General features: G+C 40.8%; 25 protein-coding genes. 12 read left to right on the top strand and 13 right to left on the bottom strand.

Going from position 1 to position 26,084, the window contains the following annotated elements; genetic code table 11:
- The first annotated feature begins 53 nt into the window (after positions 1 to 53).
- From ACQEXS_RS07720 to ACQEXS_RS07705, 4 genes are all read left to right on the top strand, one after another.
- Positions 54 to 662: a hypothetical protein gene (locus tag ACQEXS_RS07720; RefSeq protein WP_427013386.1), complete on the top strand. Its 609-nt coding sequence runs from the start codon at positions 54 to 56 to the stop codon at positions 660 to 662.
- Positions 663 to 996: 334 nt separating this feature from the next.
- The gene (locus tag ACQEXS_RS07715) at positions 997 to 1,137 is read left to right on the top strand and encodes a hypothetical protein (protein WP_427013385.1); all 141 of its coding nucleotides are present in this window, start codon (positions 997 to 999) and stop codon (positions 1,135 to 1,137) included.
- Between the two features lie 190 nt (positions 1,138 to 1,327).
- A complete protein-coding gene (locus tag ACQEXS_RS07710) occupies positions 1,328 to 1,738 on the top strand; it encodes a hypothetical protein (protein ID WP_427013384.1) in 411 nt (136 codons plus the stop codon).
- Positions 1,735 to 2,298, top strand: a complete 564-nt coding sequence (locus ACQEXS_RS07705) for a hypothetical protein (RefSeq protein ID WP_427013383.1) — start codon at positions 1,735 to 1,737, stop codon at positions 2,296 to 2,298. The genes ACQEXS_RS07710 and ACQEXS_RS07705 overlap by 4 nt, the downstream gene beginning before the upstream one ends.
- A gap of 20 nt (positions 2,299 to 2,318) precedes the next feature.
- Here ACQEXS_RS07705 and ACQEXS_RS07700 read toward each other — a convergent pair whose 3' ends face one another.
- Entirely contained in the window at positions 2,319 to 4,079 is a 1,761-nt protein-coding gene (locus tag ACQEXS_RS07700) for a methyl-accepting chemotaxis protein (RefSeq protein ID WP_427013382.1), read from the bottom strand.
- 150 nt (positions 4,080 to 4,229) lie between these two features.
- Between ACQEXS_RS07700 and ACQEXS_RS07695 the strand changes: the two genes are divergently transcribed.
- Positions 4,230 to 4,844, top strand: coding sequence for a beta-phosphoglucomutase family hydrolase (locus tag ACQEXS_RS07695; protein ID WP_427013381.1), 615 nt, complete (start codon positions 4,230 to 4,232; stop codon positions 4,842 to 4,844).
- A 12-nt stretch (positions 4,845 to 4,856) separates the two neighbouring features.
- Here ACQEXS_RS07695 and ACQEXS_RS07690 read toward each other — a convergent pair whose 3' ends face one another.
- Together ACQEXS_RS07690 and ACQEXS_RS07685 are read right to left on the bottom strand one after the other, a co-directional pair.
- On the bottom strand, positions 4,857 to 6,161 hold the full coding sequence (locus ACQEXS_RS07690) for an inosine/guanosine kinase (RefSeq protein WP_367989960.1): 1,305 nt from the start codon (positions 6,159 to 6,161) through the stop codon (positions 4,857 to 4,859).
- Between the two features lie 119 nt (positions 6,162 to 6,280).
- Entirely contained in the window at positions 6,281 to 6,751 is a 471-nt protein-coding gene (locus ACQEXS_RS07685) for a CreA family protein (RefSeq protein ID WP_367989959.1), read from the bottom strand.
- A gap of 152 nt (positions 6,752 to 6,903) precedes the next feature.
- On the opposite strand from ACQEXS_RS07685, the gene ACQEXS_RS07680 reads away from it, so the two are divergent.
- Together ACQEXS_RS07680 and ACQEXS_RS07675 are read left to right on the top strand one after the other, a co-directional pair.
- On the top strand, positions 6,904 to 7,395 hold the full coding sequence (locus tag ACQEXS_RS07680; protein WP_367989958.1) for a flavodoxin: 492 nt from the start codon (positions 6,904 to 6,906) through the stop codon (positions 7,393 to 7,395).
- Positions 7,396 to 7,566: 171 nt separating this feature from the next.
- Positions 7,567 to 8,214 (top strand): HAD-IA family hydrolase, encoded by a 648-nt coding sequence (locus ACQEXS_RS07675; RefSeq protein WP_367989957.1) that lies wholly within the window; start codon positions 7,567 to 7,569, stop codon positions 8,212 to 8,214.
- Positions 8,215 to 8,235: 21 nt separating this feature from the next.
- On the opposite strand, the gene ACQEXS_RS07670 is transcribed toward ACQEXS_RS07675, so the two are convergent.
- A complete protein-coding gene (locus tag ACQEXS_RS07670; protein ID WP_427013380.1) occupies positions 8,236 to 8,442 on the bottom strand; it encodes a hypothetical protein in 207 nt (68 codons plus the stop codon).
- Between the two features lie 320 nt (positions 8,443 to 8,762).
- Here ACQEXS_RS07670 and cutA point away from each other — a divergent pair, with 320 nt between their 5' ends.
- Entirely contained in the window at positions 8,763 to 9,083 is a 321-nt protein-coding gene (gene cutA / locus ACQEXS_RS07665) for a divalent-cation tolerance protein CutA (RefSeq protein WP_427013379.1), read from the top strand.
- On the opposite strand, the gene ACQEXS_RS07660 is transcribed toward cutA, so the two are convergent.
- On the bottom strand, positions 9,047 to 9,661 hold the full coding sequence (locus ACQEXS_RS07660) for a DUF2238 domain-containing protein (RefSeq protein ID WP_427009501.1): 615 nt from the start codon (positions 9,659 to 9,661) through the stop codon (positions 9,047 to 9,049). The genes cutA and ACQEXS_RS07660 overlap by 37 nt on opposite strands.
- Before the next feature lie 228 nt (positions 9,662 to 9,889).
- Between ACQEXS_RS07660 and ACQEXS_RS07655 the strand changes: the two genes are divergently transcribed.
- Entirely contained in the window at positions 9,890 to 10,729 is an 840-nt protein-coding gene (locus ACQEXS_RS07655) for an isopenicillin N synthase family dioxygenase (RefSeq protein WP_427013378.1), read from the top strand.
- On the opposite strand, the gene ACQEXS_RS07650 is transcribed toward ACQEXS_RS07655, so the two are convergent.
- The 3 genes from ACQEXS_RS07650 to ACQEXS_RS07640 are packed head-to-tail and all read right to left on the bottom strand — an operon-like array spanning position 10,726 to position 15,459.
- Entirely contained in the window at positions 10,726 to 12,231 is a 1,506-nt protein-coding gene (locus tag ACQEXS_RS07650) for an ATP-binding protein (RefSeq protein WP_427013377.1), read from the bottom strand. The genes ACQEXS_RS07655 and ACQEXS_RS07650 overlap by 4 nt on opposite strands.
- A gap of 1 nt (position 12,232) precedes the next feature.
- Positions 12,233 to 13,933, bottom strand: a complete 1,701-nt coding sequence (locus tag ACQEXS_RS07645; RefSeq protein WP_427009503.1) for an ABC transporter substrate-binding protein — start codon at positions 13,931 to 13,933, stop codon at positions 12,233 to 12,235.
- A gap of 11 nt (positions 13,934 to 13,944) precedes the next feature.
- Positions 13,945 to 15,459, bottom strand: coding sequence for an HD domain-containing phosphohydrolase (locus tag ACQEXS_RS07640; RefSeq protein ID WP_427013376.1), 1,515 nt, complete (start codon positions 15,457 to 15,459; stop codon positions 13,945 to 13,947).
- Positions 15,460 to 15,714: 255 nt separating this feature from the next.
- Between ACQEXS_RS07640 and ACQEXS_RS07635 the strand changes: the two genes are divergently transcribed.
- On the top strand, positions 15,715 to 16,332 hold the full coding sequence (locus tag ACQEXS_RS07635; RefSeq protein ID WP_427013375.1) for a DNA-J related domain-containing protein: 618 nt from the start codon (positions 15,715 to 15,717) through the stop codon (positions 16,330 to 16,332).
- Here the strand turns inward: ACQEXS_RS07635 and ACQEXS_RS07630 are convergent.
- The 5 genes from ACQEXS_RS07630 to tesA form a co-directional block, all read right to left on the bottom strand.
- A complete protein-coding gene (locus ACQEXS_RS07630) occupies positions 16,329 to 16,865 on the bottom strand; it encodes a GNAT family N-acetyltransferase (RefSeq protein ID WP_427013374.1) in 537 nt (178 codons plus the stop codon). The genes ACQEXS_RS07635 and ACQEXS_RS07630 overlap by 4 nt on opposite strands.
- A gap of 52 nt (positions 16,866 to 16,917) precedes the next feature.
- Positions 16,918 to 18,573, bottom strand: coding sequence for a P-loop domain-containing protein (locus ACQEXS_RS07625; protein WP_427013373.1), 1,656 nt, complete (start codon positions 18,571 to 18,573; stop codon positions 16,918 to 16,920).
- A 113-nt stretch (positions 18,574 to 18,686) separates the two neighbouring features.
- Positions 18,687 to 20,600, bottom strand: coding sequence for a sensor domain-containing phosphodiesterase (locus ACQEXS_RS07620; protein WP_427013372.1), 1,914 nt, complete (start codon positions 20,598 to 20,600; stop codon positions 18,687 to 18,689).
- A 224-nt stretch (positions 20,601 to 20,824) separates the two neighbouring features.
- Positions 20,825 to 22,024 (bottom strand): enoyl-ACP reductase FabV, encoded by a 1,200-nt coding sequence (gene fabV, locus ACQEXS_RS07615; protein ID WP_427013371.1) that lies wholly within the window; start codon positions 22,022 to 22,024, stop codon positions 20,825 to 20,827.
- A gap of 72 nt (positions 22,025 to 22,096) precedes the next feature.
- A complete protein-coding gene (gene tesA, locus ACQEXS_RS07610) occupies positions 22,097 to 22,696 on the bottom strand; it encodes a multifunctional acyl-CoA thioesterase I/protease I/lysophospholipase L1 (RefSeq protein WP_367989945.1) in 600 nt (199 codons plus the stop codon).
- On the opposite strand from tesA, the gene ACQEXS_RS07605 reads away from it, so the two are divergent.
- Positions 22,695 to 23,369 (top strand): ABC transporter ATP-binding protein, encoded by a 675-nt coding sequence (locus ACQEXS_RS07605; RefSeq protein WP_427013370.1) that lies wholly within the window; start codon positions 22,695 to 22,697, stop codon positions 23,367 to 23,369. The genes tesA and ACQEXS_RS07605 overlap by 2 nt on opposite strands.
- Complete coding sequence (locus ACQEXS_RS07600) at positions 23,369 to 25,810, top strand: ABC transporter permease (protein WP_427013369.1); 2,442 nt, start codon at positions 23,369 to 23,371, stop codon at positions 25,808 to 25,810. The genes ACQEXS_RS07605 and ACQEXS_RS07600 overlap by 1 nt, the downstream gene beginning before the upstream one ends.
- The last annotated feature ends 274 nt before the right edge of the window (positions 25,811 to 26,084 follow it).

Genomic DNA, 26,084 nt, shown 5'->3' with positions numbered 1-26,084 from the left:
TCAGTAAATTTTTCATCGCAAGTGAGGGTTTCTCATTGTATTCAACGCTATACATGAAGACTAGTAATAAGATCAGAACCGTGCTGTTGTTACCGGCTTTAGCACTATCTCTCTCTGCATCTGCACAGCCAGTAAAGCCTTATAGTCTTGCATCCGATGTAACCTGTATCGAATCGGCATACAGTATGATTGAGAAAAATGATGATGTTGCAAGAAATCAGGAACGCTTTTATCAGTGTTTCCCAAAAAACTTTGACCGTTTCTTCGCAATATTTGGTTATTCCGAAACAGACTCAGGCACAGACGGTCTACTCGCAGGAAATGAAAAGTCGTACGATTACCTTGACCAGTTTTTCAAACTTACTGTATCAAAGAACCAATACTCCAATATGTTCCAGCTAGGTGTAAACGGTCATTGGCAAATAGATAATGTCGCCTACCTGCAGTACCTGATACGTAAATTTTTAACCTCCTACCAAAATACTGCAATAGAAGAGTTGAATCGCTTAGCAGACCGAGAGCTTAAGAGTTTTTGGTTCTTTTACTTTGATAGTCAAATCAAGTTAAAGTCTGTTCCAGATGAAGTTATATCTATCAAAGATAAAAATGCTAGAGTATATGGTTTTGCTTTAAATGAGTTTAATAAGATGTTCAAAGACTGATCCACATATAATGCTTAAAAAACTAATTTTTCTATCCTAATTTTGGTACTGCTTAGTTTAAGTGCATTCTTAACAAACAGAGTATCTTATTCAATAAACGATACACTCAAGAATAGAGAGTTCTCTGATAACTTTAGACTCGGCATCAAGTGCAATTTGAGGTGTTTTCAGTAGATAAGCCACCAGCCTATTTCGCGGATGCATTCTTGGGTAAAAATGAGGAATGCACCACCTTAAAAGAACTGAAGTTTATTGAAGACGTTGAGATATTAATGGTTTCCTAAATTAAAATGAATCCTCGACCTTTTATAAGGAATTGGTTCAAAAACTGAATGTGGGAGAAGAAGATATTCCTGATTCTGGTATCATCGCAAATTTAACGCCATGGGATAGTTGCAAATACATTGTTGCCAAGCATGAAAGTGAGTGGCCAGTCAAATCAGATGAAAAAGCATTTTTAGACAAGCTGGTTTAACAGTATGCCAACCAAAGAGTTAAGAGATTGATTAAGCATGAAAAATCAAGAATTGATAACTTAATTTGGATGTCAGATGTTAGCTATGAAAGGTGGAAAAGTTTGTTGACCCTATCAACCGAGCGATGACAATGTTTGAGATAAATACACCTTTACGTATAACGCACTTTCTTGCTCAAGTAGCTCATGTATGGAAGAGATTTCTGATGGAACATATTTAGGGGGAAATCTAAACTTAGGTAATACTGAGGTTGGAGATGGTAAGTGTTTCAAAGGAAGAGGGAATTATAGGGAATGCCAAGAATACTTAAACACCCATCCTGATTGCGAAAATTTGGACATTACCAGCAGTACAGCTCTTGCTGAGCAAGTTGCATCTAATATTGATATTGCATGTTTGTATTCCGCTTATTATTGGAAGTATATTAGACCGAAATTGAATTCTACAGCAGATCGTGATGATATTTTTTGGGTATCTGTTTATGTAAATGGATGGAGAAAACAAACTAATCCTGTATATGCGGATCGAGATAAAGAACCCAACCATATGGCTGATAGGATTAAAAAATTAGAAGTGGCAAAAAAGGTAATTAGTATATGAAATATTTAAATGTTGCTTTCATAGCTTTATTTTTCTGTGCTTCGCCATTTATATTTGCGAGTGCGAGCACTGAATCGATCAATAAAAGAGTACTAGGTATTGATATCTCTTCACAATTAATTACTGTCAAATGGAATACAGGTCAAACACAAAAAATTTCTGCGTGGGTGGAGCCAGGGTTTCTTGATTATAACTATAAATTAGTCGATGTTAACTTTGATGGATTTGAAGATTTAATTATAAAGGAATTAAATGATTCTAATTCAAGTGATACTGTGTTTTTGTATGAAAATCAGCTTGGAAAATTCTCAGAAAATAGTTTTATAAATGGTGAGAGTTTGTTTTTGAATGAAAAAAAGCAGTTTTTATGTGTTATTTCAAAAAATAAAGAAAGCATTGATATCGTTCAGTATTTCTATAGTGGTGGAAAAACAGCGTCATATGATTATGATTTTTTGGAAAAGAAAGGTAAATCCGTAATAGAAAGCAAAGAGGTGCCTATTCGAAAAAGTGAGTTTGATGCTAAAGTGAGTATATGCACTAAGAATATAAATCTTTAAGGCGTTTTTTCTAATCGGTCTTACGAAGTCCTAAACTCAGCGACTGCATGATCCATTTGTTTTGCTTGGTCAGATACAATATCGACTTCACTTAAACATTGTTGTGCAGAATTCATATTGTTTTCAGAAATCGTATTTAGTTCTGTAATCGAGTCACTGACTTGATTCATTACAATCCCTTGCTCTTCAATTGCAGAGGCGATTCTTTCAGAATTTGCTTGAATATTTGTCATATCGCTAATGATTTGACTCAAGCTATCATCCAGTGTTTGTGATGCTGACAGCGTGGATTGTCCTTGTTCGTTGCATTGGTCGATGTTCGTTACTACTGTCGACATTTGGGATTGAATTGCGGTGACAACTTTGGTTATTTCTTCAGTTGATTGATGAGTTCGGCTTGCTAGTGCACGAACTTCATCAGCCACAACAGCAAAGCCTCGCCCTTGTTCACCCGCACGAGCTGCCTCAATCGCTGCATTTAACGCAAGTAAGTTAGTTTGCTCTGCAATTTCTTGGATGATGTTAACTGCATCCCCAATTTTATCGACATGCTCGTTCAATGAACTAATGGAGTGCTGGCTTTCACCTAATGTTGTTGAAAGCTCGTCAATATTTTTAACGGTTGTTTCTACAACATCACGACCATGCTTAGCATTGACTGCTGCTTGCTGAACACCTTCAACGGCAATCGATGTACTTTCTGAAATTTCGTTGATGGTTGAAACCATCTCTTGTACTGATGTCGCCATGGTAGACGTATGATTAGCTTGAGCATGAAATTGCTCAATTACTGATTGCAGCTCTTCATGCATATTACTAGTGCTTTGGGATAATCCTGCAGACTTTTCTTGTGTACCAGAAATAAGTTGCTCAAGCTTATCAAGTAATTTATTAAAGTAATTGCCTATTGATACGAGTTCATTATTACCTTTCAAATCTGATCTTAAGGAAACATTATTTGATTGAGCAATTTCTTGAATTATTCTTAGTAATGCGGCGACTTGAAGGTTTATTGAGCGAGCTATTTGAAGAATAAAACCAACAATAAATAGAACAACAATTGCAGTAACAATTTGTCTAATAAAGAAGGCTTGCTCTTCTGCTTGCTCACTTTGAGTTTTTAATGCTTTGTTAAATTCTTTGAACTGGGTTTCTACGGTATGGGATAGGGCTCTAGTATCACCCAAAAGACCAACATTATACTTAAGGCCAATTCTAATCTTCTGATCAACTAACAGAGTCGCCGTATTCACTAGATTGTCCTGGGCGAAAGGAATGAGAGACTTGTCTAGCTCTCCTTGATGAACTTTTTCATCAAATGAAATCAATGACAGCAATTGATCACTGTTAAGGTTTGATTTAGCAGAACTTAGAGCGTCATTATATGCCCCAAGCAACTTATCTTCACTTTTAAGGCCGTGAGCTGTGAATGCAGCGACTAAATCTTGGAATCCTTTTTGATAAGAAAGAAGATCGCTTTTTAGCTGCTGGCTAGATGGTAGTGATTGGTTTTGAAGAATATCAGCGAGTTGTGCCTCAAGTCCCAAAAAGATATCGACATTCTTGTCAAACTTATCTAAATACTTAGCGTCTTTACGTAATAAAAAGTCTTTTTCGTTTCTCCGGAGATTCAGAAGTCGAACTTCTAGCTCAGTAACCAGTTGGTTAGCTTGTTTAAGTTCTGATGTCGATTGTGCAAAATGCGTGGTAGTTGCCAAAAGAGATACAACACCTAAAACGGCAATCGCACCCAATGAATACAGCTTTTGTTTAATATTCATGAGATTACCTAATAATTTCATTCGATCTGTGAGTAGAAATACTTCACTAAAATGTTAGTTATTAATCACTAGTTTATCAATATTATTATTGATTATTAAGAGTTTGGTGTAATTAATTGATGAAATGAATTACTTGACAGGGCACCGTAAGTGAAAAATAAGTTAAAAAAATACGAAGGCTTGATCTTTGATATGGATGGTACCTTGATTGATACCATGCCTGCTCATTTGTTGGCTTGGGAAATGACCGCAAGTCACTTTAATTTTCCTTATAACGCTTCTTGGATACATGGTTTAGGAGGAATGCCGAGTAATAAAATTGTCATGGAAGTGAATGCTAAATATGATTTAGCGTTAGATGCTGCAATGGTTTCAAGATATAAGATGGATGCATTTTCAAGTTTAGAAGATCATGGTGGCATAATTGGCTGTACGTCCGATATTTTTTCAGAGTTTTGCGGAAAGAAAAAAATCGCAGTAGGGACAGGAAGTCAGCGAGTCAATGCCGAGCGTTTGCTTGATAGATTCAATTTCCTTGAGAAGTTAGATGCTTTAGTCACAGCGAGTGATGTAAATCATCATAAACCTCATCCAGACACATTTGCACAAGCCGCAGCAATAATGGGTTTGACTAAAATGCAGTGTGTGGTATTCGAAGATACAGAGTTGGGAAAACAAGCAGCGCATGCCGCAGGAATGGATTGCATTATGGTAATAGATGGGCAGCTTGAATTCTGGCCACTAAACGAAAAAGAGCCGCTTTAGCGGCTCTTTTTGTTATCTGTCCCAGTAGGCTTCTTCTAGGCTATCTTCTCTTTCAGGTAGCGCTCTCGATAGGCGAGGAGAGTGCTGAGTAAGTACTTCATAGCTTACACGGTTTGCATACTTACAAATTTGTGACAAAGAGGAATAAGTAAGATACGGCGCATCGTGTTTTGAAGAGTTAGGAACATTGGTCACGTGGTAGCTGTTTGCAGCCATGTCGTGAAGCAATGCTGATAGAGCACCATCTCCAGCTCCGTTCGTGTTTTTAATTTCTAACGGTCCACCAAGGTATGGTCCAATATGTGAGTAAACTTTGATTGGTGATTGACAATCTTGCTTACGCATCGCACGGCTAAATTCATATTTGTTAAACTCAGGAATGTTACCTGGTAATAGCGGTAACTCAGTATCACGTTTAACAGAATCTTCGGTATAGCCTGCCATGTATAAACCAACAGGGCCAGCTGTACATAATACAAGGTCTACCCATTCCAATGCCTTGTCTGCAGCTAGAAGAGGATCTTTTTCGCCAGTTAGCGCTTCACCTTCCTCTTCATTCATTGCAACAATCGTGATGTTCTCTTTTATGTAGTCTTGCCACCACTTTGCATTGCCTTCTATGACCCACTTAGTACCTAACGTTAGTACAACAGGTACGTTTTTACTTTTTGCAATTTCAATGGCACGTGCAACGGCTTGTGGCATTGGGTCTTCAGGTTTCCCACGCATCAGATATGATGAGACAACTAATGCGGATGCTTTATCAAACACCTCTTCTGGCACGCTATCAGGGTGAAGCTTGTTCATGTGTCCTTCGTTAATCGCAAATGTGCGTTCACCATCTTGAGAGATCAACGTATAACAACGTCCAATAGGGCCTTCAACCATCTGTAAGTGGTTTAGGTTCATGCGTGAAGAAGTGCGACAAAGGTAACGATACGCAAAAGAGCCAACTTCGATATTCCTAGACATGACACCAAGCAGGACCGACTTGCTGTCAGCCAATACAGAGTAGTTATGCAACGTATTGCCAATAGTGTCGCCAGGATATTGATGTGTGATCAAGCCTTTTTCAACAAGCTCATCATACAGTGCATCTGCTTTACTCTCTTCAAGTACCAGAGAATGACCTTTACTTAACTCATATTTTTCAAGGAACTTATCATCGACACGAGCCTCGATATCAACAATCGTTTGACCTACGCCGACAATAATAGGGCGATGTAGCTTTGGTGTTTGTTTGATTTGGTTGACTAAAGGGTCACGAGCGTGAGTAGGAAAATAGTGCTTGGATTTACGCTGTCCAGGAAACTTCATTTTAGAGAGTGGAGTTGGAAATTTTGCCGCATGATATCACACCCAGAAAAGATTGCTTTCATTTTATTTACACAAAAGTGCCAGATCAAACATCTGGCACTATGAGTGAGTAAAGAGGCTTATTTTTGCTCTTTGAAAGCACCGTATGCTTTTGTTCCCCATAGAGGTACGGTCGACAAGCTATGTTTGAAACTACCTGAAGTTTCTTTAGTCGAGTATGACAGGTACATCAGTGTTTGGTTTTCAACATCAAAAATGCGGCGAATTTTCATGGCTTTGAAAAATACACTTTTCGATTTTTTGAAAACAACTTCGCCATTTTTTGATTTGTCGATTTCTGCAATCATCTCTGGTGTAATGTCCCCTGTTTGACGGCAAGAGATAGAGCTATCACTTGGGTCAGCAAGGCTGAAGTCGGCTTCAATTGAAGCAACATGGCAAGTTACCCCTTTTACAATAGGGTCTTGCATATGGTTAAGTTTAATGTCTTTCATGGTAAATAAGCCAAGACTTACGTCACCCACTTCACCACTGTCACAGCCAGCTAATCCGAAAGCAAGAACTGAAATTAGAGCGATTTTTTTTATCATTGTTGTATTCCGGTTGGATTATCACATTGCTAAGCATATCAGTTTTAAGTGCTTATTATTGGTTCAATTAAAATATAAGACGAATAATTTACTTGAGTCTTACCAAGCCGACGTTTAACCTCCATTGAACGTAATAATTCAATGGGTCGCATATGTCCAAATCAGTTCCTTCTATCGTGCATATAAAAAATGATTGGTTATATCATCATATTGATGTGGCGTTCCCAACGAAAGAGAGTTTAAAAGGTAAAGAGCTATACAAACGATGGGTAGAATCGAGAAGCTATGAGGTATACAACCAAAGTACATTGAAAGCGGACGTAGAAGAAATCCATCTTGTCGATTTCCATCGGCTAACTGTCATGTTTGCATTACTCCAAGCGAAACGCTGGAAGAGCGAAAATGATCAAGCCTTGATTGTCGAATTTCTTACTCAAATCATCTTCAGCGAGCCATGTAGCCTATATATGGGTTTCCATAGCAACGAACCCGTTGCGGCGGCGATTGTAACGCGAAGTGGCAACGATATGCTGATATCTGACTTAGTATCACCTTGTTCTGATACTAGCGCGTTTGCATCAAATCTAATCTCATATTTCAAAGCCGAAGGCGAAACCCCGGAACATGTCTACGTAGAGTGTTAGGTTATAGCTAACTCTTGGCGATATCTCATTCAATTCTCAACTAAAACTAGTGACATATACGGTACTTTTCATCTTTGCCGATAAATAGTTTTGCAAACTGTTAACTCCATCGTTTCCATCGGAAAAATACAGAATAGTATTTCAGAAAAAGATACGAACGAGGGTATTAACATGACTGAGAACAAAACACACTGTGTAATATTTGATTGTGATGGCACCCTTGTTGATAGCGAACGCCTTTGTTGTGAAGCGATCAGGGATACGTTTAATCAATATGGCGCTGAAATGACCATTGCCGATGCAATGGAACATTTCGAAGGTGGGAAACTTGCTGATATCTTATCTACCACGCGGGAACGCCTGAACATGGCAGTTTCAGTGGATGAGTTAGAGCCTGTATATAGAGAACATCTTGATCGTTTGTTTGCTGAGCACTTAAAACCGATGACTGGAGCGATTGAGCTGTTAGAGGTTCTAAAGCGTAGAGGAATCGAGTTTTGTGTTGCATCAAATGGTCCGAAAACTAAGATTGAAAATGCGCTCGAACTTACAGGGTTAAGGTCCTATTTTGGCGATCGAATTTTCTCTGCCTTTGACACAAATAGCTGGAAGCCAGATCCAGACTTGGTACTTTATACGGCGATGGCCATGGGATTTCGATTAGAAGAATGTATATACGTTGATGATACCCCGAAGGGGCTGGAGGCAGGGATTAAAGCCGGGGTTAAAACAGTTCAGTTACTTGGCTTTAGCTCTAAACAACCTCCAGAAGAGGTTGTTCAGATTAAAAACCTGCAAGAGCTAGAAAGTCTTCTCTAATTTATAGGCTAGTAAAATATGTCAATGACAAGCGGCTGGTGTTGTATTGTACATATTTGGAATGGGTTTAATGGTGTTGCTGTATATCTGGCTAATATGGGTAACATCATTAAAAAAAGATCCGCATTCAGCACACAACATATCGTCACTTTCTGAAAGCAAATAGTCCTCACTACCGCAGAGCGGGCAGCACAACGTCTTTATATTTTTTAGTTGCTTGATTTTCATAGATTCTCCAGCAGCAATAGAAGAATGTTAGTCGAATTAGTTTAATATTTTTATTGGTTCTCAGCTTAATAGCTCGACTCTTTCGTTACAATTCAATTTTAGTCTAAGATGCTAGTACACTGGGCTAACTTAGGACGTTTCAGTGAAGTATGAGAGTCAACTCATAAAATGTGGTTTCCTAACGCCAATTATAAGGATTAATCCACTAGTTGATGAGTTAAATATCATTAATAAGTTTAATTTATGTTAATGCTGTATTGATATTTGTTGGGGTTATTGTTCTTTGGTCGTATGTGAATACACGTAAGTTTGGAGGAAATATGGATACTGGGTTCTGCATGGTGTTAACGACAACGAATTGTGCATCAAATAAAGAGAAAATCATTTCAAATGTATTGACTGAAAAACTAGCGGCATGCGTTCAAACTATGTCGATTCAAAGCCACTATGTTTGGGAGGGCAAGCTTTGTGTTGATGAAGAATTTCTAATCATTATGAAAACCACAAATGAGTGTTATATGGAACTTGAGCGATGTATTGTCGAGTCACATGATTATGATGTCCCGCAAATCGTCCAAGTTCCGTTTACCCAAGGTTTTAATCCTTACCTAACGTGGTTAGAAGAGAACACCCGTCGTTGAAGCAGAAATATAGCAAGCGCAGTAATTGCACCAAGGGTATCCATAAGCATGTCTTTTTGAGCGTCCCAGATGTCGCCCTGAGAACCTAAAAAGGCGATACCCTCATCACCGCCAGCCAAAGCCGCATACCACCATTCTATAATTTCATAGCCAGCAGCAAGTGACATGATAGCGAAGATAGCAAACAAAACTGCGTAAGCAGGGGACATTTTGTTGCTTTTCAGCAAGTGCTCTGCGATTGGGTATGCATACAAACCTATCGAAAAGTGAGCAACTCGATCAAAATTATTTCTTTCAGAACCTATGAGTTGGTTGAACCAATCAAATGGTACTTCTGCAAATGTATACTTGGCACCGATGGTGTGAAGTATTAGCCATACAAACATGAGCAAATAGGCAGTTTTCGTCAAAGGTTCAGATTTGTAGGTAATTAACCAAATGCATCCTAGTATCAAAAGGGCAGGTATGACCTCCGCGATCCATACTGCTCTTGAATGAGGTGCTATTGCTGAGAAAGCCAAAACGAAACTGTAAAGTAGCGTTAGCCATTTTAAGGGGGCTGGTGAGTTTGTTGTCATAACTATCCATTATGCCATTCTAAAAGTTGAGGTCATCATGACATACAATAAAACACTGTTCAATTGTGGTTGTAATTTAAAGAATTAACGATTGGTGTTGAAAAGTATAGAAACCACACAATCAAGTTATTTTAGTGAGAGTACGATTCATTAAAGTTTGATTTACATAGCTGCAACAAATAGACTCTGCGACTTGAAATTCAAACAATAAAACTTAGAAGTAAAGCTATGAAATTGGAAACTGTTGATTATCTTGCTGAAGATGCAGCGAAGCAATTTGTTACCTCATTACGTGAAACAGGGTTTGGGGTTTTAAAAAATCATCCAATTCCAAAAGAATTGGTCGAGTCCATCTATGAAAACTGGTATCAGTTTTTTATGTCAGAGAGGAAAAACGAGTTTCACTTTAACGTAGAAACTCAAGATGGGTATTTTCCACCGACAGTATCTGAAGTAGCGAAAGGGCATTCGGTCAAAGATATCAAAGAGTATTTTCATATCTACCCATGGGGACAAATTCCAGCTGAGCTAAAAGAGCAAATTCTTGAATATTATGAACGAGCAAACTTGTTTGCCCTGGAACTATTAGGCTGGGTAGAAGCGCATGCTCCACAAGAGATTCAAGATAAATTCTCAGTTGCTCTTTCTGAAATGATTGAGGGTAGCAACAAAACATTGCTTCGTGTCTTACATTATCCACCAATGACCGGGGATGAAGAGCCAGGTGCAATTCGTGCTGCGGCTCATGAAGATATCAATTTGCTGACCGTTCTTCCGGCTGCGAATGAGCCTGGGCTCCAAGTGTTGGGTAAAGATGGCGATTGGTTAGATGTACCATGTGACTTTGGCAACCTTATCATCAATATCGGCGACATGTTACAAGAAGCCTCAGGAGGGTATTTTCCGTCTACAACTCATCGCGTTATTAACCCGACAGGTGAGAAGCAGGAAAGCTCTCGAATTTCATTGCCACTTTTTCTTCATCCCAAGCCAGAAGTCGTTCTGTCTGAGCGTTACACTGCTGATAGCTACTTGATGGAACGCCTTCGCGAGTTAGGTGTCATTTAAGCATCTTCTATAAGCTTGGCTGGACCGGGGATTTCAATGGTAAACATTGTGCCTTTCCCCGGTTGACTGTCACATTTTATACTGCCATTTATTCTTGCTAGTACATTGTAGACAATCGACAAGCCAAGCCCGGTTCCCCCGTTTTCTTTTGCAGTACTGAAGAACGGGTCAAATATTTTACCAAGTATGTCTTGGTTCATTCCTTTTCCGTTATCGCTCACGGTAATGACCACTTTATCGTGTTCAAACTCTTCCATTCGAATCACAACTTTAGGTTTTTCTATATCTTCAAAAGCGTGGTTTTTGGCATTCAAGACAAGGTTAGAAATCGTGTGGTAAATCGCACCAGAGTCTGTTTTCACCTCGATATCTTGAATATTGTCCATCTGGATATCGATATCTTTCATGTTAGGACTTAACGCCATGATGGTGTCTTTAATCTTGCTGCCAATGTTTAGTTTTTCTTCAAGTGATTGAATGTTGTCGGAAGAGAGGCGCTTAAACCTTTGGATAATGTCAGCGGCACGCGATAAGTTGCTGATTAAAATTGAGGTAATGTCTTTTGATGACGAAAAAAAGTCGGTGAGATCTTGTTTAGTAAGCTTGTTCGTTGCCACTTTGTTTTCCACGGTATTGGTTAGCTTGACCAAATGGGTTGAGGTGGTGATCCCGATACCAATCGGAGTATTGATCTCATGGGCAACACCAGCGACAAGCTTACTTAATGAGGCTTGTTTTTCTGCTTCAATCAATTGGCCTTGAATGGTTTGCAATTGATGAATATTGTTTTCCAATTGACTGTTTTTCTCCATCAGCTCCATCGAGTAAGCTTTGCGCTCATCAAGGCGTTTCTTAACGATGCTTAAGACGTAAAATAAGATGAGTTTAAGGATGAGGGCCTCTGTTACGGTGGTGATGATCACCGCCCAAAATGCTACTTTTGAACTTGACTCTGCATGTGCGTAAATCAAATTACTGCGCTCAACGAGATGTTGGTTGAAATGAGCAATCTCTTCCAGCATTTCTTCATAAGACTCTTTCGCATCGGTTGCAACATGCATAAATTCGGCAATACGGATGTTTTTCTCGGAGTAATAAATGGTTTTCAAAACGGTTTCATAATAACTTTCCCACGCATTTTCAATGTTTCTTGCTAGCGTGTTTGCTTTTGTATCCGTGCCTGCTTGAGTCCGGTAGTTTGATAACGTGCGTTCAATTTTTTCAATGTCTATTTGAATGTCTTTTTTGATCGTCTCTTTTGTGTCGGCATCCGGAGCCATCACCAAAAACATCGTGAGTTGCCTAAGCTCTGACACAGGGCCTGTCAACTCAATATTATTCTCATTGACCTGTTCGACAGAATCGTAAACTTTTTTTATTGAATCGTTCACATCGCCAAGGCTGTAAATGTTGTATATACCCTGAAGAATCAAAACGCTGGTCGTAATGATAAAAAGGGTTAAGATTTTTTTTGAGAGACTGTCTTCTGCGAATCGCGACATATTATTGTCCTTGTGATTCAAGAATCTTAATAGGAAGTTTGAGTTGCTCTGGGTAAGGTTGCTCTCCTCTCACTGACCAATGGTAGTCACTGACCTGGATTTCCCATAAAGGATAAATGGCGGAAGTTCGTGGCGTAAAAACTATCTCTTTGTTCAACGCGATAATGTTGTATGGACTGGGTAAGAAGAGTTGGTAGTTTGAGTTATATAAATGCTGTATCAGACGAGTTAATACTTTTTGATAACTGGTTGCTGAATAAGGCGTAGCAATGAAGTTGTTCACAAGAGCATCTAATTCGGCATTAGGAGGCGTCGTGGTCCATGAAGAGGCCGTATCATAAATAAAGAACGATACCCAAGGATTTCTAAACCAGTCGAAATTAGGCCAAAGGACGACATCGAAATCTGTCGTATTTTGATTTACATGTGCGGCAATGGCATTAATGAACATTTCCGACTCTGATTTAGCAATGATGATTTCCACATCAAAATCGTACTTTTCAAGAAAGAACTTAATGTCATTCAGCATATAACGCATACTTTCTTGTGCGTATAGGCGTAGCGTGATTTTTTCTTCTGCTTTGTATCCGTAATTTTGCTTATGGGTCGCAAGAAGAGATTCAATTTGCGCTTTATTAGGCGGTTCTTGGCTTTGCGCGTGTTCGGGAAGAGAGCGGATGGCTTTGTCTACGCCAAGCAATTGTTCAGGGACAGAAATAAAAGTACTTCTTCCTTCGCCATTCATAGATAGTGATACTAAAGCATTTTGATCAATCGCGAGATTGACGGCCTTTCTAATATCTGCCTCTTTATATATTGGGTGGCCATTAAACAGGTTAAAACGAGCGATATAGGTGTTCGTTGATTGAAGCCGACTGAGCTTAGAATAGGGGGCGTATATTGTCTCTAGTTCATCTGAGAATATGAGTGGTGCAATGTCCAGCTTTCCTTCTTCATATAGCGTAAGGTTTTTAGCTTCTTCTTGACTGAGACTCATATAGAGGGTGATTTTTTCGACCTTCGGTGAGTTCTTATCCCAGTAATATGGGTTTGCTTCTAATACGGCTTTATCACTTCTCCGATCACCTTCTATGTAACCTTCTTTTAAAATGTAGGGTCCTAGGCCATATGGACCCGCTTCAGCGAGATTTGGGCAAAAAGGCTTACCGTTCCAACCAAATTTATCTAGATAGGGTTTGGTATAAAAATGAAGCCAGATTGCGTCATACAACAATAACCCATAGTCTTCGGTTAAATGGAAGCGAATGACGTATGGCGATATTTTTTCTACTCGATCCAAAACCTTATATAACTTGGTAAAGGTATAGGGCTCCTTCATAAAGTATTCAATATTCATAAGGACAGAATCAGCATTGAAAGGGGTGCCATCTTGAAATCTAACCCCTTTTCTTAAGGTAAACTCATACAGTCTGGGCGAGATGATTTTGTGGCTTGTTGCAAGGTCATACTCCCAGCCTTGCGTATTATTGGCGGGTCTTAACAATCCGGCATTAATTGAGTGAGAGCTTGCAATGTATGGCAAGTTGGGTAAATAGACTTTTACATGGGAGCCGGAACGAAATTTATCGGTGACGCTATCAGAACTCGAATCCGCCCTAAAAGTTTGTTTAGCAGAAGAAAGGTTAGGGGATAGCAATAAAATAAATGAGGCGAGTAACCATGTGATTTTTAATGAAGACATATCAATTCCCGTTAATCTGGATAGGCATCTCTTAACTCAATGCACTCGTCGAAAATACTCAAAAAGACATCGCACAACTTAGGATCGAAGTGTTGGCCTTTTTGCTCTAAGAAATGCTGCTTGATATCGTCGATTGCCCAAGGCTCTTTGTAGCAACGCTTAGAAGCCAGCGCATCGAAAACATCAATAATTGCTGTAATGCGACCTTCGATGGGTATGTCTTCACCTGTTAGGCCTGAGGGATAGCCGCTTCCATCCCATTTTTCATGGTGGCTTGAAGCAATGATGGCGGCTATCCGCAAGATCTCGAGGTTTGAACCGGCTAATATTTCAGCGCCAACTGCGGCATGAGTTTTCATTATTTCCCACTCTTCAGCGGATAGCTTTCCGGGTTTGTGAAGAATATTGTCTGGGATCGCAATCTTTCCTATATCGTGCAAAGGAGAGGCGAGTTTTATTTTTTCGGCGTAGTCATCACTTAATCCGGCATTTTTGGCTAATAAATGGGATAGCAGAGATAAGCGCTTAACATGGCTACCAGATTCTTTCGACCGGGTTTCTACTACTTCACCTAACCGATAGGCGATCTCTTTTTGTGTTTCAACCACTTCATTAATCAGAAACATTTTGTCGTAGGCAATGGTGGCACTTTTGATAAAAAGCTCAATCAACTCTCTGTGTTGTTCTAAAGTTTCTTCATTGCTTTTCACAACGATGATGCCGTTTGAGTCATGAACAGAGATAGGAAGGACGAAGGTGTTGTTATCTACATGGTGTAGTCGAGGCCGGAAAAAATCGAACTGAGCAGGAGCAACGTCACAATATGAAGAGAGCTCATCACCTAAAGGACATTTATCACCATTTGTTGTAGCAACAATCCGCCATTGCCCGTCCACAGGAGAGGCGCCGTAATGTATGGCATGGAGATCGTCGAGTTTTAACAGAGCGACGATTTGACGCAATATGCCTTGAAGCCAAGTTGCGCTTGTGTTTTCCACTAATATATCTGAGGTGGAATTGATGATAGTTTTTAGCCCTGCGCGGGTTTGCTCAATGGTAATGATGTCGCTGTAAGAACGGATTGCAGCAAACGTTGTGGTAATCAAGCGCGTAGAAGTTAGCTCGGTTTTATTCTTATAGTCATTAATATCGTAAGTAAGAATAACTTGCTCTTCTGGAGCGTCGCCAGGTTGTCCGGTACGTAAGATGATTCTGCTACTTTTGTTATTTTTAGTGTCTCGAATCCACTTTACTAAATCGAGACCAGCTTGGCGGGTTTCCATCACTACATCTAAAAGGATAACGGCGAAATCGTGAGGAGCGTTTTCGATTTGCTCTCTAGCTTCTTTGGCTGAATAAGCGTGTGTGAAATGTAGCTTTCTACCAAGAAACTCACAGTCGCCCAATACAATGTTAGTGACGTCGTGTACGTCTTGCTCATCGTCGACAACTAGGATTTCCCAGAACTTTTCCGTGATTGGTTCTAACGTCGAGCTCTCTTCTGCAAAGCAATAGCTTTCTTCCATATCTTTGTCTCTGGATATAACCGAATTCTTGTTTGACGAGTGAAATACATGTCACTTCGATCTATTAAATGGACTACAACTAAGGTTTAGGAGAAAAATAGGCTTTTTTCAATTTTATCAGTTGCTAGTCATACCCAATGAAGCCATATTGCGATGGATGAGAATCTCATTTTTGAGCCGCTAAGACTTCAATAACTCGACAAATAACGCTGTGTGATTTTCAATTAATAATTATGTACTAGAGATCCACCATATATGACCACCTCAAATGAACTGACAGCTTGCTTTCAAAGCTATATGGAAAATCCGCTACTATGGCCAATTCTTGAAGTATTGAAGAAGACACCATCTGGATGGAAAGTTCATACACTAGCTTCGCATTTAGGAGAGCTAGGGTTTATACCTGCTCTTGATGCTTCGCCTGAAAAGGATCTGTTTAAGCGTAATTTTCTTATCATGAACGCGTTGTATCAGCTTCAGGAAACGCTGTACCCGGATAATTGGCTCCAAGTTGAGGCAATGAACATTGTTTTGATGCCCGCACATCAGGTTGCAGGACACGAAGTGGATCATCATGATCCCCTGCGGGATTACTATATCCAATGGCAGAACTATGAGGCTGAAGAGGGCGAGGTTAAGCGTTTGTTGAATGAATTCTGGACGCGATATCGTGAATTTGTCGGAAGCACAAACGGCAAAGACATGGACAGAGCCAAAGCGTTGAGTTTGTTTAAACTGCCACAAGATGCAACGCCGACGGACATCAGAAAAACATGGCGAAAACTTGCTTTAAAATGGCACCCTGATCGTGACAATGGTGATAGTGAACAATTTAAAGTGCTATGCGAAGCGTGGCATGTTTTACGTCATTAACGGGGAAATTCACTCGAGAGAATGGCCAAAATAGTTGTATTCCACCATTGGTTTTTAAAATAGCGGTTCTGTATCAGCTCCGCTTCCTGCCTCATTCCGATACTCTTACAAAGCTTAACTGCTGCGATATTGTCCGAAATGGTTTCTGCATAGGCTCGGTGAATTTGTAATTGCTGAAAGCCAAATTCTAAAAGGGCTTTCATCGCTTCGTGAGCGACATGTTTATGTTGCTTATTTCGGACTAAACCACACCCCACGGATGCTTGGTTTTCGTTTTCAAGCCTGAGGCCTGCGATGCCTAGGTATTCCCCGGTAACACGATCCGTTATCGCTAAATGGTAAGCGTTTCTCTGTGAAATCTTAGCTTGTGCAATAAACATTTTAACAAGTTCATCGCACTTCTCTATTGAACAATCTTCGTCACTGTAAAAGCGTTGATATTTCTTGTCTTGGCATTGAGCAGTGTAATGCGCAATATCGCTCAATTCGAAATCACGGAGAACGAATCTGGGTGTATGGATTTGAAATGACATAAAAAAAGCGCCTTTTAAAAAGACGCTTTATAACGATTTTGGTGTTTGGCTGCTACTTCGAAGTGCGGAATTGTGATTTACGCATACGGTTTAATGCCGCCATGGTGTCGAGGACGCGTGGTTTAGCTAAATCCCCTTGATTTGGCATGTGTTGATGCCATTCACCTTTGAGCATGTCATTGAACTCTTTAGCTGGGTTATTAGACCAGCCCGGTAATTGCGCCAACTGGAACCAAAGCCATCCAATTGCATTGATTTCAGCACTGGATTCCAATTGCTCAAGTGCTGCTAGGTCGATAAACTCCTTACCAAAGCGTAATGAGTCAATGCCTTTTGCAGATACTCGGAACTTTCCGTCTGCAAGCACGACTTGCAATGCAGCTCGGTTGACTGAACGTGGTCTGAACGTCTCTAACGCTTTTTCACTTTCGTTTTCTCGTTGGGTAGGGTGCTGTTGAATAACCTGACGCGCTTTTTCTGTCACATCAAGTGCTTGATAGTCGTGCATTTGAATGACGGTATCGGCAACATCTAGGTAGTCACCAGAGCCTCCCATTACAACAATGGTAGAAATCTCCAACTCATCACGTAGCTGCCCAATTCGGTCAACCAGTGGTGTGATTGGCTCTTCACCTTTTGCTACCAATGCCTGCATGCGTTCGTCACGGATCATAAAGTTCGTGGCTGACGTATCCTCATCGATCAACATGCATTGTGCACCCGCTTCAATTGATTCTTGTAACCAAGCAGCCTGTGATGTGGAACCTGAAGCATCTTGTGTCGAAAAGTCGCCAGTATCTTTACCCATAGGTAAATGGTTAATGTAGTTGGATAAATTTAGGTTATGAACGCAACGACCATCTTCAGCACGAATCTTCATCGCTTCTTCATTTGTGACAACGAGCTCTCGTCCATCACCCGGTAGATGGTTATAGATAGAGCGCTCAATCGCATTGAGTAAGGTAGATTTACCATGGAAACCACCACCAACAATTACGGTGATACCTTGTGGAATCCCCATGCCCTTCACTGGACCTTGGTTTGGCGTGTTTAACTCCACTGTTAGATTTTCAGGGGACTGGAAAGCAACGGCTTGTTTCATTGGAAGGTCGCAATTACCCGCAATGCGAGGGAGAATGGAACCATTGCCAACAAAGGCGATAAGGCCCTTTTCTTTGAGCTGCTCGCGCATTGCGACTTGGTCTTCAATCGATTCACAGTGATGCTTTAGTGCGGTGAGATCTAATTCTCGTTCGAGTGTTGCTCGGCGTACAAACTTTGGTAGATGGAATGTTAGTGCATTGATAGCGCGCTTCCCTAATACTGAACGACCCTCAGCAGGTAGATCTACTCTGAATCGAATTTCGATGCCTTGTTCAGTAAATAGAACGGCTGTACTGTCCATCACTGTTTGGCCTGTTAAGGCGATGCTGACGGAATTTTCTTGTTTAGCAAATGCCGCAAAGCTGCGAGCGATAAAATCTCTTGCGGCGATTTGGTAAGACGGTGATTTTTCTCTTAACCATTGTAAACCAGTCGGTGCCCACGGGCGAATAACGCGAAAACGTGATGCCGATGCGTAAGGGTCGCCTTGGATATAGTCCGCATATAGTGTGAAATCACCAAAATCATACTGACCTTTAATTTGTTGGTATGCACGATAATTTTGTTTTTCTATTTTTTTAAAAAGGGCAATGAGTTGATCCATGGGAGTCACTTAACTTAGGTAAGAGAAAGGCGGGGATTATAGAAATCCCACGCTTTGGAGTAAAGGTAAAACTTGCTTAGCTTAAAGGCGTTTCGTTTGGAGAGCATGTAGCGTTATTTCGGTAAGCTACTGAAATTTGCTTCACTGGTGTAATTTTGATTAAAGAAAGAGTATTCAAACTCATCACAGGGCATGGGTTTACCATAGTAGTAGCCTTGGCCATATTCACACCCTTCTTCAATAATAAACGCCTCATGCTGCTCTGACTCGATGCCTTCTACTGTGATAGACAGGTTAAGCTTTTTAGCAACATGAATGATGGAACGCACAATTTCTTTGTCTTCATCACACTGATCAATTTGATGGATGAAACTTTTGTCGATTTTAATCGCGTGGAAAGGAAACTTCTTCAGGTAATTAAATGATGCATACCCAGTCCCAAAATCATCCAGAGATAACATGATTCCAAGCTTATTCAGCCCATCAAGGGTCTGGTGCGCAACCACTTCATCGGCGATGAGGCTACTTTCGGTGATCTCAAGCTCTAAAAACTGAGGGGGTAAATTATAGGCATGTAAAAGGTCATGAACTTGGTCCACAAATTGAGGATTTTGTAATTGAATTGCTGAAACGTTAACTGCAATTCGAAACTTCTCAACGTGTTGCATCCATTCAGAGGCTTTTTTAATAGCTGAGCGAAGGACAAAGTTGCCGACTTCGAATATAAGCCCATTTTGTTCGGCTAAGTGGATTAACGTTTGGTTTGATACATCGCCAAGAATAGGGTGGCGCCAACGCAACAAAGCTTCAGCACCTGTCCAACGATGAGACGCAGGGGATACTTTAGGTTGGAAATACAGCAACAAATCATCATTTCTGACGGCTTGAAGAAGGTAGCTTTCTAATTGGCTAATGTGCTTTTGTAAGTCAGCAGTTGCCTGTGAATAAAAGCTAAACTTGTGGCCAGAATCTTTGCAAGATTGCATCGCTTCTGAGGCTTGCTTATACAGGTGCGTCACTTCAGCAGGGTTTTGTGTTGAACTGATGCCAATATAGGTGTGAAGATGAAGCCTTTCATGATTCACCAGAAACTCAGAGTGTCCGATATCTACCAATTGGTTACATAGGGTATTTAAATCTTCTTCAATGTGTCCGGTACGCAAACAAAGCACCAAATCGGTTGCACTGGGTCTTGCAGTAAATGCACTAAAACGTGCTAAATCACCAAGTCGTTTTCGATACTGAACGAGGGTTTTTTCCCACGTATGAAATCCATACTTTGACTGAATACTTGCCCCGTTGGCGAATCCGATATGGATAACGGATATGTAGTCGTTGCCATCAAGCTCAGAGGAATATTGTCGTAGCTGTTTTTGTAAACCCAACTGATTAAGGAACTGAGTTCCACTATCGTGAAACTTCTGATGGTGAAGTTTTTTCTCTACCGCTCTACGTTTATCGATTTCTTGATTTAGAGAGTAGTTAAGGTGCACGAGATCTTGCGTTCGAGTGTCAACTTTCGACTTTAACTCATCATTTAGCAAGCGCAGTTCTTCATTTTGAATAATGGTTGTAAGCTGCGCTTCAATAGAGTCACGAAAACTACATAACAACTGTTTGTATGTTAGGGAAAACTCGTTTTTTTTGTTGTCTAGTACACAAATGGTGCCGAAGGGTTCACCTGATGGCCAGTTGATTGGAACACCCATATAAGCACGCATGCCAAATTTCATATCAGGGTTATTTTTCCATTCAGGATCTTCAGTTGCATCGGGAACAATCAAGGCCGTCTGGTTATTAATGACATATTCGCAATAGAGGCCTTGTCCAAGCCGTTCACAGTCACCAATGGCATATGGATGCTTATTGTTATTATTGCTGGAGAAGACCTCAATGTAATCCTGATGGATGCGCATGACTAATGCTGAAGGAACATTGACAATGTCAGCCAGTAAATTAACGATGGCTTGCCAGCCGTTACATATATCTTCTGGAATGGTGATGGTATTAAGATTAATTTTTGACATACAACATTGCTTTTCAGGCTTGAGATCCTATTTAAGGGCGCGACATACCCATTTGGTTACGTTGTCACCAAGTGGTGTTCGACGTTTTGATTTCGTATCTGTAAACAGAATGCCAAATAGTTAGTTTCAAAAATAAGACTAGTTCGTGACTAAAGTAAAGAAAAGCCCCTAACTAATGTAGGGGCTGTTTTATTGATGAGGTTCTTAATTATAAGAAAAAGAAATCAGTCTGTTGATTGAATGAAGTGGTCGAGATCAATATTTTCAAGATAGTCAACGGTATCTAAGCCAAAGCCATTGAGTTTTAGAAAATCTGCTTTGAAGGCTTGGTAATCACCAAGCTGTTTAAAGTTGTCTGGCCCTAGCTGTGCCATAAGCTGAGCAACTTTTTCTTGGGTATCTGGGTTTAACTCCCAATCATCCATTCTAATGAGGCGCTCCGCATCGAGGGGGATGGTTGTGTTTCCGTATAACTTGTCACTAAACAATCGCTGCATTTGTTCAATACAGCCTTCATGCGTCCCTTTCTCTTTCATCACTTTATAGAGTGCAAGAATATAGGGGCTTAAGCCCGGGATAAATACGCTTGCCTTCGTTACGAGCGCCTTGCAGACAGTAGCGTAGGCGCCGCCATCAAAGTTAGATAGTTTTAAATTGAGCGCATGGCTGGTTTGGTGAAGATCGACCTTTGCTCGTCCAAGTGTGCCATCGAGATAAATAGGGTGGGTCACTTCAGGTCCAATGTAAGAAAATGCGATGGTCTTACAACCTTCCGAAACGGATTCTGAGTTAATGAGCGTATCGATCCAGCTTTCCCAGTCTTCACCGCCCATTACTTTGAGCGTTTCTTCAGTTTCACGCTCACTCGCAGAGGTTAGCGTTGTTTCTATCCAGCTATCGTTCTCTAATATAATGCTAGCGCCAGTGACATCTTGGTCGATGGGCTTTATCGCTGAGCGCCATAGCTCACCAGTGTCAGGGTTCGGTCTGACACCACTGGCGACACTATAGATGATAAGGTCCACTTCACCTTCAAAGTACGTTTCAATCGCTTCTACAACTTCTTGTTTAATCTCTTTTGAAAAGGCATCACCTTGGATATTGACGGCAATACGACCTTCTTGCTCTGCATATTCTTGAAAAAAGTAGTTGTTGTACCAGCCAGCAGAACCGCCACCAAGATTAGATGGCCCACGTTCGAAAGATACGCCAATAGTATCTGCATCGCTGCCGCCAAAAGTAAGCGCAATTCGAGCAGCAAGTCCAAAGCCAGATGAAGCCCCAATAATAAGGACACGTTTTGGTCCATGTTTTATAGGCTTGGCTGATTTTGCATAGTTAATTTGTTCAAGGACAGCTTGCTCACAGCCAAAAGGGTGAGCACTTCTGGCAACCACGCCATCGATAATTGGTTCAATAATCATTTTTGTTTTTCCGGCAACCAAGGTAGCAACAGAATAACCCAATTAATGGTGCGGGTTTTTGAGCTAGCCCAATTAAAGAAAATTAATTAACTCTTGAGCAACAAATTCCGCAATCCAAGGCTGGGCATCTTTCGTTGGATGGAGGCCATCTTTCATCATCCACTCTGGCTTGGCAATAACTCCTTCGAGGAAGAAAGGTAAAAGTGGCACATCGGTTTGCTGTGAGACTTTTGGATAAATGTTAGAAAATGCCTTTGTATAACGCTTTCCGTAATTGGGTAATACGTGGATCTGCATCAATAACGGTTTTGCTTGATGGTCGATTGAAAGTTTTATCAGTGACATCAGGTTATTTTCAATGAGTTTAGGAGGAAAGCCTCGTAAACCATCATTCGCTCCGAGCTCGATTAATACATAATCTGGTGAGTGTTGTTTGAGTAATGCAGGCAAACGGGCAAGGCCATTTCCGGTGGTATCACCTGAAATACTTCCGTTGATAACATCGACAGATTTTCCTTTGGTGGACAATACATTTGGCAATAAATTTGGCCATGCTTTTTCCACTGGCATTTGATAGCCTGCACTTAAGCTGTCACCAAGTATTAACAAAGTGGTACTACTGGCTGGAGCTACGTATAAAACAATAAATAAAAAGGGAAGTAGTCGAAACATGCAATCATCCGTCATTAAAGCGCAATCATTATCGAAAATAGTCTCTACTAAACAAGAACATTTGACAATCCTTCAAGACGTCGATTTGTGTATAGAAAGTGGTGAAAGTGTTGCAATTGTCGGCACGTCCGGGGCTGGAAAATCGACATTGATGACACTGCTTGCCGGTTTAGATGTCCCCACCAGTGGCAGTGTAGAATTACTTGGTAAATCACTGGCGTCATTAACGGATGAGCAACGTGCGGAGATACGTAGCCACTCGGTGGGCTTTGTGTTTCAAAGCTTTCTTTTGATACCAAGTTTGACTGCTTTGGAAAATGTGACTCTACCGTGCTTATTAAAAGGAGAACCCGAAAATATTGAGCGTGCCAAGTCATTATTGACAATGGTTGGTCTTGAACATCGTATGGGTCATAGTCCTGCTCAGTTATCGGGCGGTGAGCAGCAACGGGTCGCGTTAGCGCGCGCATTTATGATTGAGCCTCAAGTACTGTTTGCTGATGAGCCTACGGGTAATCTTGACCAAGCGACAGCTGAAAAAGTCATAGACTTGTTATTTGAATTAAATCGCGAGCACGGCACCACGCTGGTTTTAGTTACGCATGATTCTACGTTAGCCAAGAAATGTGATCGCACGATTCGAATGCAGGCAGGCAGAGTGGAGGAAGTGTAATGGCATCAACACAGACTCTATTAGATACACGATTATTAAGCTGGAGCTGGAAGGAAATACGCCATGGTCAGCTTTGGCCTGTTTCTATTGCATTAACGCTCATCATTGCCAGTATTTTTGCGTTGACCGCGTTGGCGACTCGTATGGAGCAGGTGATCGTTAAGCAAGGTAAAGAAGCATTAACGGCGGACAGTGTTTTTGTTTCTTCAAACCCTTTACCTGAAAAACTAGTGGGCTTGGCTGAGCAACAGAATCTTCAAGTTTCTAAACGCGTTCGGTTTGGCACGATGGCGTTTAGTGATAACGAAATGAAGTTGGTTACGGTAAAAGCTGTCGATACGGCCTTCCCATTGCAAGGGGAGTTTCGGCTTAACCAAAATGGCACCATTTCTAATCATATTCTCCCCTCACAATTATGGTTAGATGAAAGATTATTCGCTCAATTGGACGTAGTGGTTGGTGACACCATTACGTTAGGTGATGCGGATTTTGTTGTTACTGGGAAAGTAGAAGAGGAGCCGGGGTTAAGCTTTAACCCATTTCAGCAAATGCCCTCGGTCTATATTCATATCTCTGATGTACCTAAGACGGGGGCTGTTCAGTTAGGTAGTCGAGTGAGGTATAACCTCTACGTCAATGGCAATGATGACCAAATCAGCCAATTAAAAGATGCAGTTGTATTAACGCCTAGCGATGAATGGCGAGATCAAAATACAGCCAGTCGAACCAATGAAGTATTTAAACGTACAACGCAATACTTGTCGCTATCTGTTGCCATTGTCATCATTATGGCCGCGACAACGCTGGTGTTGACATGCCAACATTACGTTTCCACACGGCAAAGAACCATTGCCATGCTTAAAAGTTTAGGTGGTAGTAAGCGCTGGGTGGTGCGATGGTTGTCAACGCAAGTGCTGTTGCTGTTAGCTATTGCTGCGGTAATAGGTGTGGTAAGCGGTATTGGCTTGGAATTTTTATTGCGTATTCCACTTGCAGAATTGTTACCAAACCCACTTCCTAGCTACGGGATTGAGCCCTACATTCTGGCGCTTAGTACGGCATTATTAATTGCTATTCCTGCTTTAGGGATCCCACTACTGAATCTAGTCAACACAAGTGCAATGAATGTGATGCAGTCACAATGGACAGCAAATCAAGCGAAAACTTATCTATGGTTGATTTTAGTCCCTGTTATTCCAATGTTGTTTGCTTATTACGACAACTTACTTGTTTGGATTGTTCTAGTGGGTGTAGCGGTTCTCTTTTTAGTGTTGGCCGGCTTTAGCCTAATTGTGACGAAAAATGTCGCGAAAATGCCGCTTTCTCCATCTTATAAACTTGCACTCAGTCGGATCAATCGTTCTCCTATTTCGACTGGCATTCAATTCGGAGCTTTGGCTCTGTCTTTAATGCTGCTTGCCGTTATTTGGTTAGTAAGAAGTGATTTACTGACAGATTGGCAGCGAACATTGCCTGCTGATGCGCATAATGCTTTTGCGTTGAATATTGCGCCTTTTGAGCTTGAAAACTACCTACAAGCGCTCGATGAGCAAGCACTAGAACGCTCACCAGCTTATCCAATTATTCGAGGGCGACTTACTGGTGTTAATGGTCAAGAACCAACCGTGGTTGATACCGAAGGGGAAGGTGCCGATGCGTTACGTCGTGAGCTGAACTTTACATGGTCAGATGGTATTCCTTCACACAATGTATTGCTTGATGGGGAGTGGACAAGCACTGGGGGCGTTTCCATTGAAGCCGATATTGCTAATGATTTAGGGCTTAACATTGGTGATACATTGAGCTTTGTCATTAATAGTGTTGAGGTTCAAGCGGTTGTAAACAGCATCAGGCAAGTGGAATGGCGAGATATGAAGCCGAATTTCTACTTCATTTTCTCTCCTGATGTTTTAGAGTCCTTGCCAAGCACATATTTAGTGAGTTTTAGGATCACGAGCGATCAAAATAACCTCATCAACCAATTGTCACGCAGCTATCCTACCGTGAGCCTTATGGATATCCGTGGAATGGCAGCAAAAATTCAACAACTACTAAGTCAGATCATCTGGGCGGTCACGATATTGGCGGGTATTGGCGTGATTGCGGGGATCTTGTTGGTCTTTACCTTATTGCGTTTGAGCTTGTCACAACGTCAGCAGGAGATTCAACTTTATCGTACATTGGGTGCGAGCAATAAAAGGGTGATAAGAACCATTTTCGCTGAATACGGCATTATGGCGGTTGTCGCTGGAACGATTGCGACGGTAGGGGCTGAATTAGTTGTTGCAGGGTTAATGCATTTTGGTTTTGAACTTACGCCAACGTTGCATTTCTCATTATGGATAGCACTGCCTGTGGTGACTTTTTGCACACTAATTTTAGTTGTCGGGAGTTTATTAAAACGTTTGCTAGTCCCTATAAATAAAGACTTTAGCCAGTGAGTAACCGATCAGTTTATTCACTTATCCACAAAAACAGTGGATAAAGTTTGGGATAACTTTGCCTGTAGATAACTTTAATATTCCCTTAGCCCAATAGGGACAATGATTGGGCTAAGTTTGTTATTCACAAATCTGATTTTTTGTATTCTCAACAGAAGCGCGTCAAGTATTTTTTTGTTTTTTTTATTGCGAAAAAAAGGTGTTGTTTTTCATATTATCAATACTTTTTTTGTGATTTTCTTAACAGCAAAATCTGAGTAAAATGCTTTGGAAT

The organism is Vibrio sp. TRT 17S01 (assembly GCF_050113695.1).
Lineage (GTDB): Bacteria > Pseudomonadota > Gammaproteobacteria > Enterobacterales > Vibrionaceae > Vibrio.
This window is presented reverse-complemented; position numbering and strand designations above follow the sequence as displayed.

Coding starts and splice junctions, on each gene's coding strand:
- ACQEXS_RS07670 (WP_427013380.1), bottom strand. CDS start 8,442: ATGAAAATCAAGCAACTAAAAAATATAAAGACGTTGTGCTGCCCGCTC.
- ACQEXS_RS07645 (WP_427009503.1), bottom strand. CDS start 13,933: ATGTCTTCATTAAAAATCACATGGTTACTCGCCTCATTTATTTTATTG.
- ACQEXS_RS07650 (WP_427013377.1), bottom strand. CDS start 12,231: ATGTCGCGATTCGCAGAAGACAGTCTCTCAAAAAAAATCTTAACCCTT.
- ACQEXS_RS07720 (WP_427013386.1), top strand. CDS start 54: ATGAAGACTAGTAATAAGATCAGAACCGTGCTGTTGTTACCGGCTTTA.
- ACQEXS_RS07655 (WP_427013378.1), top strand. CDS start 9,890: ATGAAATTGGAAACTGTTGATTATCTTGCTGAAGATGCAGCGAAGCAA.
- ACQEXS_RS07710 (WP_427013384.1), top strand. CDS start 1,328: ATGGAAGAGATTTCTGATGGAACATATTTAGGGGGAAATCTAAACTTA.
- tesA (WP_367989945.1), bottom strand. CDS start 22,696: ATGTTTCGACTACTTCCCTTTTTATTTATTGTTTTATACGTAGCTCCA.
- ACQEXS_RS07635 (WP_427013375.1), top strand. CDS start 15,715: ATGACCACCTCAAATGAACTGACAGCTTGCTTTCAAAGCTATATGGAA.
- ACQEXS_RS07620 (WP_427013372.1), bottom strand. CDS start 20,600: ATGTCAAAAATTAATCTTAATACCATCACCATTCCAGAAGATATATGT.
- ACQEXS_RS07600 (WP_427013369.1), top strand. CDS start 23,369: ATGGCATCAACACAGACTCTATTAGATACACGATTATTAAGCTGGAGC.
- ACQEXS_RS07690 (WP_367989960.1), bottom strand. CDS start 6,161: ATGAAGTTTCCTGGACAGCGTAAATCCAAGCACTATTTTCCTACTCAC.
- ACQEXS_RS07625 (WP_427013373.1), bottom strand. CDS start 18,573: ATGGATCAACTCATTGCCCTTTTTAAAAAAATAGAAAAACAAAATTAT.
- ACQEXS_RS07680 (WP_367989958.1), top strand. CDS start 6,904: ATGTCCAAATCAGTTCCTTCTATCGTGCATATAAAAAATGATTGGTTA.
- ACQEXS_RS07630 (WP_427013374.1), bottom strand. CDS start 16,865: ATGTCATTTCAAATCCATACACCCAGATTCGTTCTCCGTGATTTCGAA.
- ACQEXS_RS07700 (WP_427013382.1), bottom strand. CDS start 4,079: ATGAATATTAAACAAAAGCTGTATTCATTGGGTGCGATTGCCGTTTTA.
- ACQEXS_RS07605 (WP_427013370.1), top strand. CDS start 22,695: ATGCAATCATCCGTCATTAAAGCGCAATCATTATCGAAAATAGTCTCT.
- ACQEXS_RS07705 (WP_427013383.1), top strand. CDS start 1,735: ATGAAATATTTAAATGTTGCTTTCATAGCTTTATTTTTCTGTGCTTCG.
- ACQEXS_RS07640 (WP_427013376.1), bottom strand. CDS start 15,459: ATGGAAGAAAGCTATTGCTTTGCAGAAGAGAGCTCGACGTTAGAACCA.
- ACQEXS_RS07685 (WP_367989959.1), bottom strand. CDS start 6,751: ATGATAAAAAAAATCGCTCTAATTTCAGTTCTTGCTTTCGGATTAGCT.
- ACQEXS_RS07660 (WP_427009501.1), bottom strand. CDS start 9,661: ATGACAACAAACTCACCAGCCCCCTTAAAATGGCTAACGCTACTTTAC.
- ACQEXS_RS07675 (WP_367989957.1), top strand. CDS start 7,567: ATGACTGAGAACAAAACACACTGTGTAATATTTGATTGTGATGGCACC.
- fabV (WP_427013371.1), bottom strand. CDS start 22,024: ATGATTATTGAACCAATTATCGATGGCGTGGTTGCCAGAAGTGCTCAC.
- cutA (WP_427013379.1), top strand. CDS start 8,763: ATGGATACTGGGTTCTGCATGGTGTTAACGACAACGAATTGTGCATCA.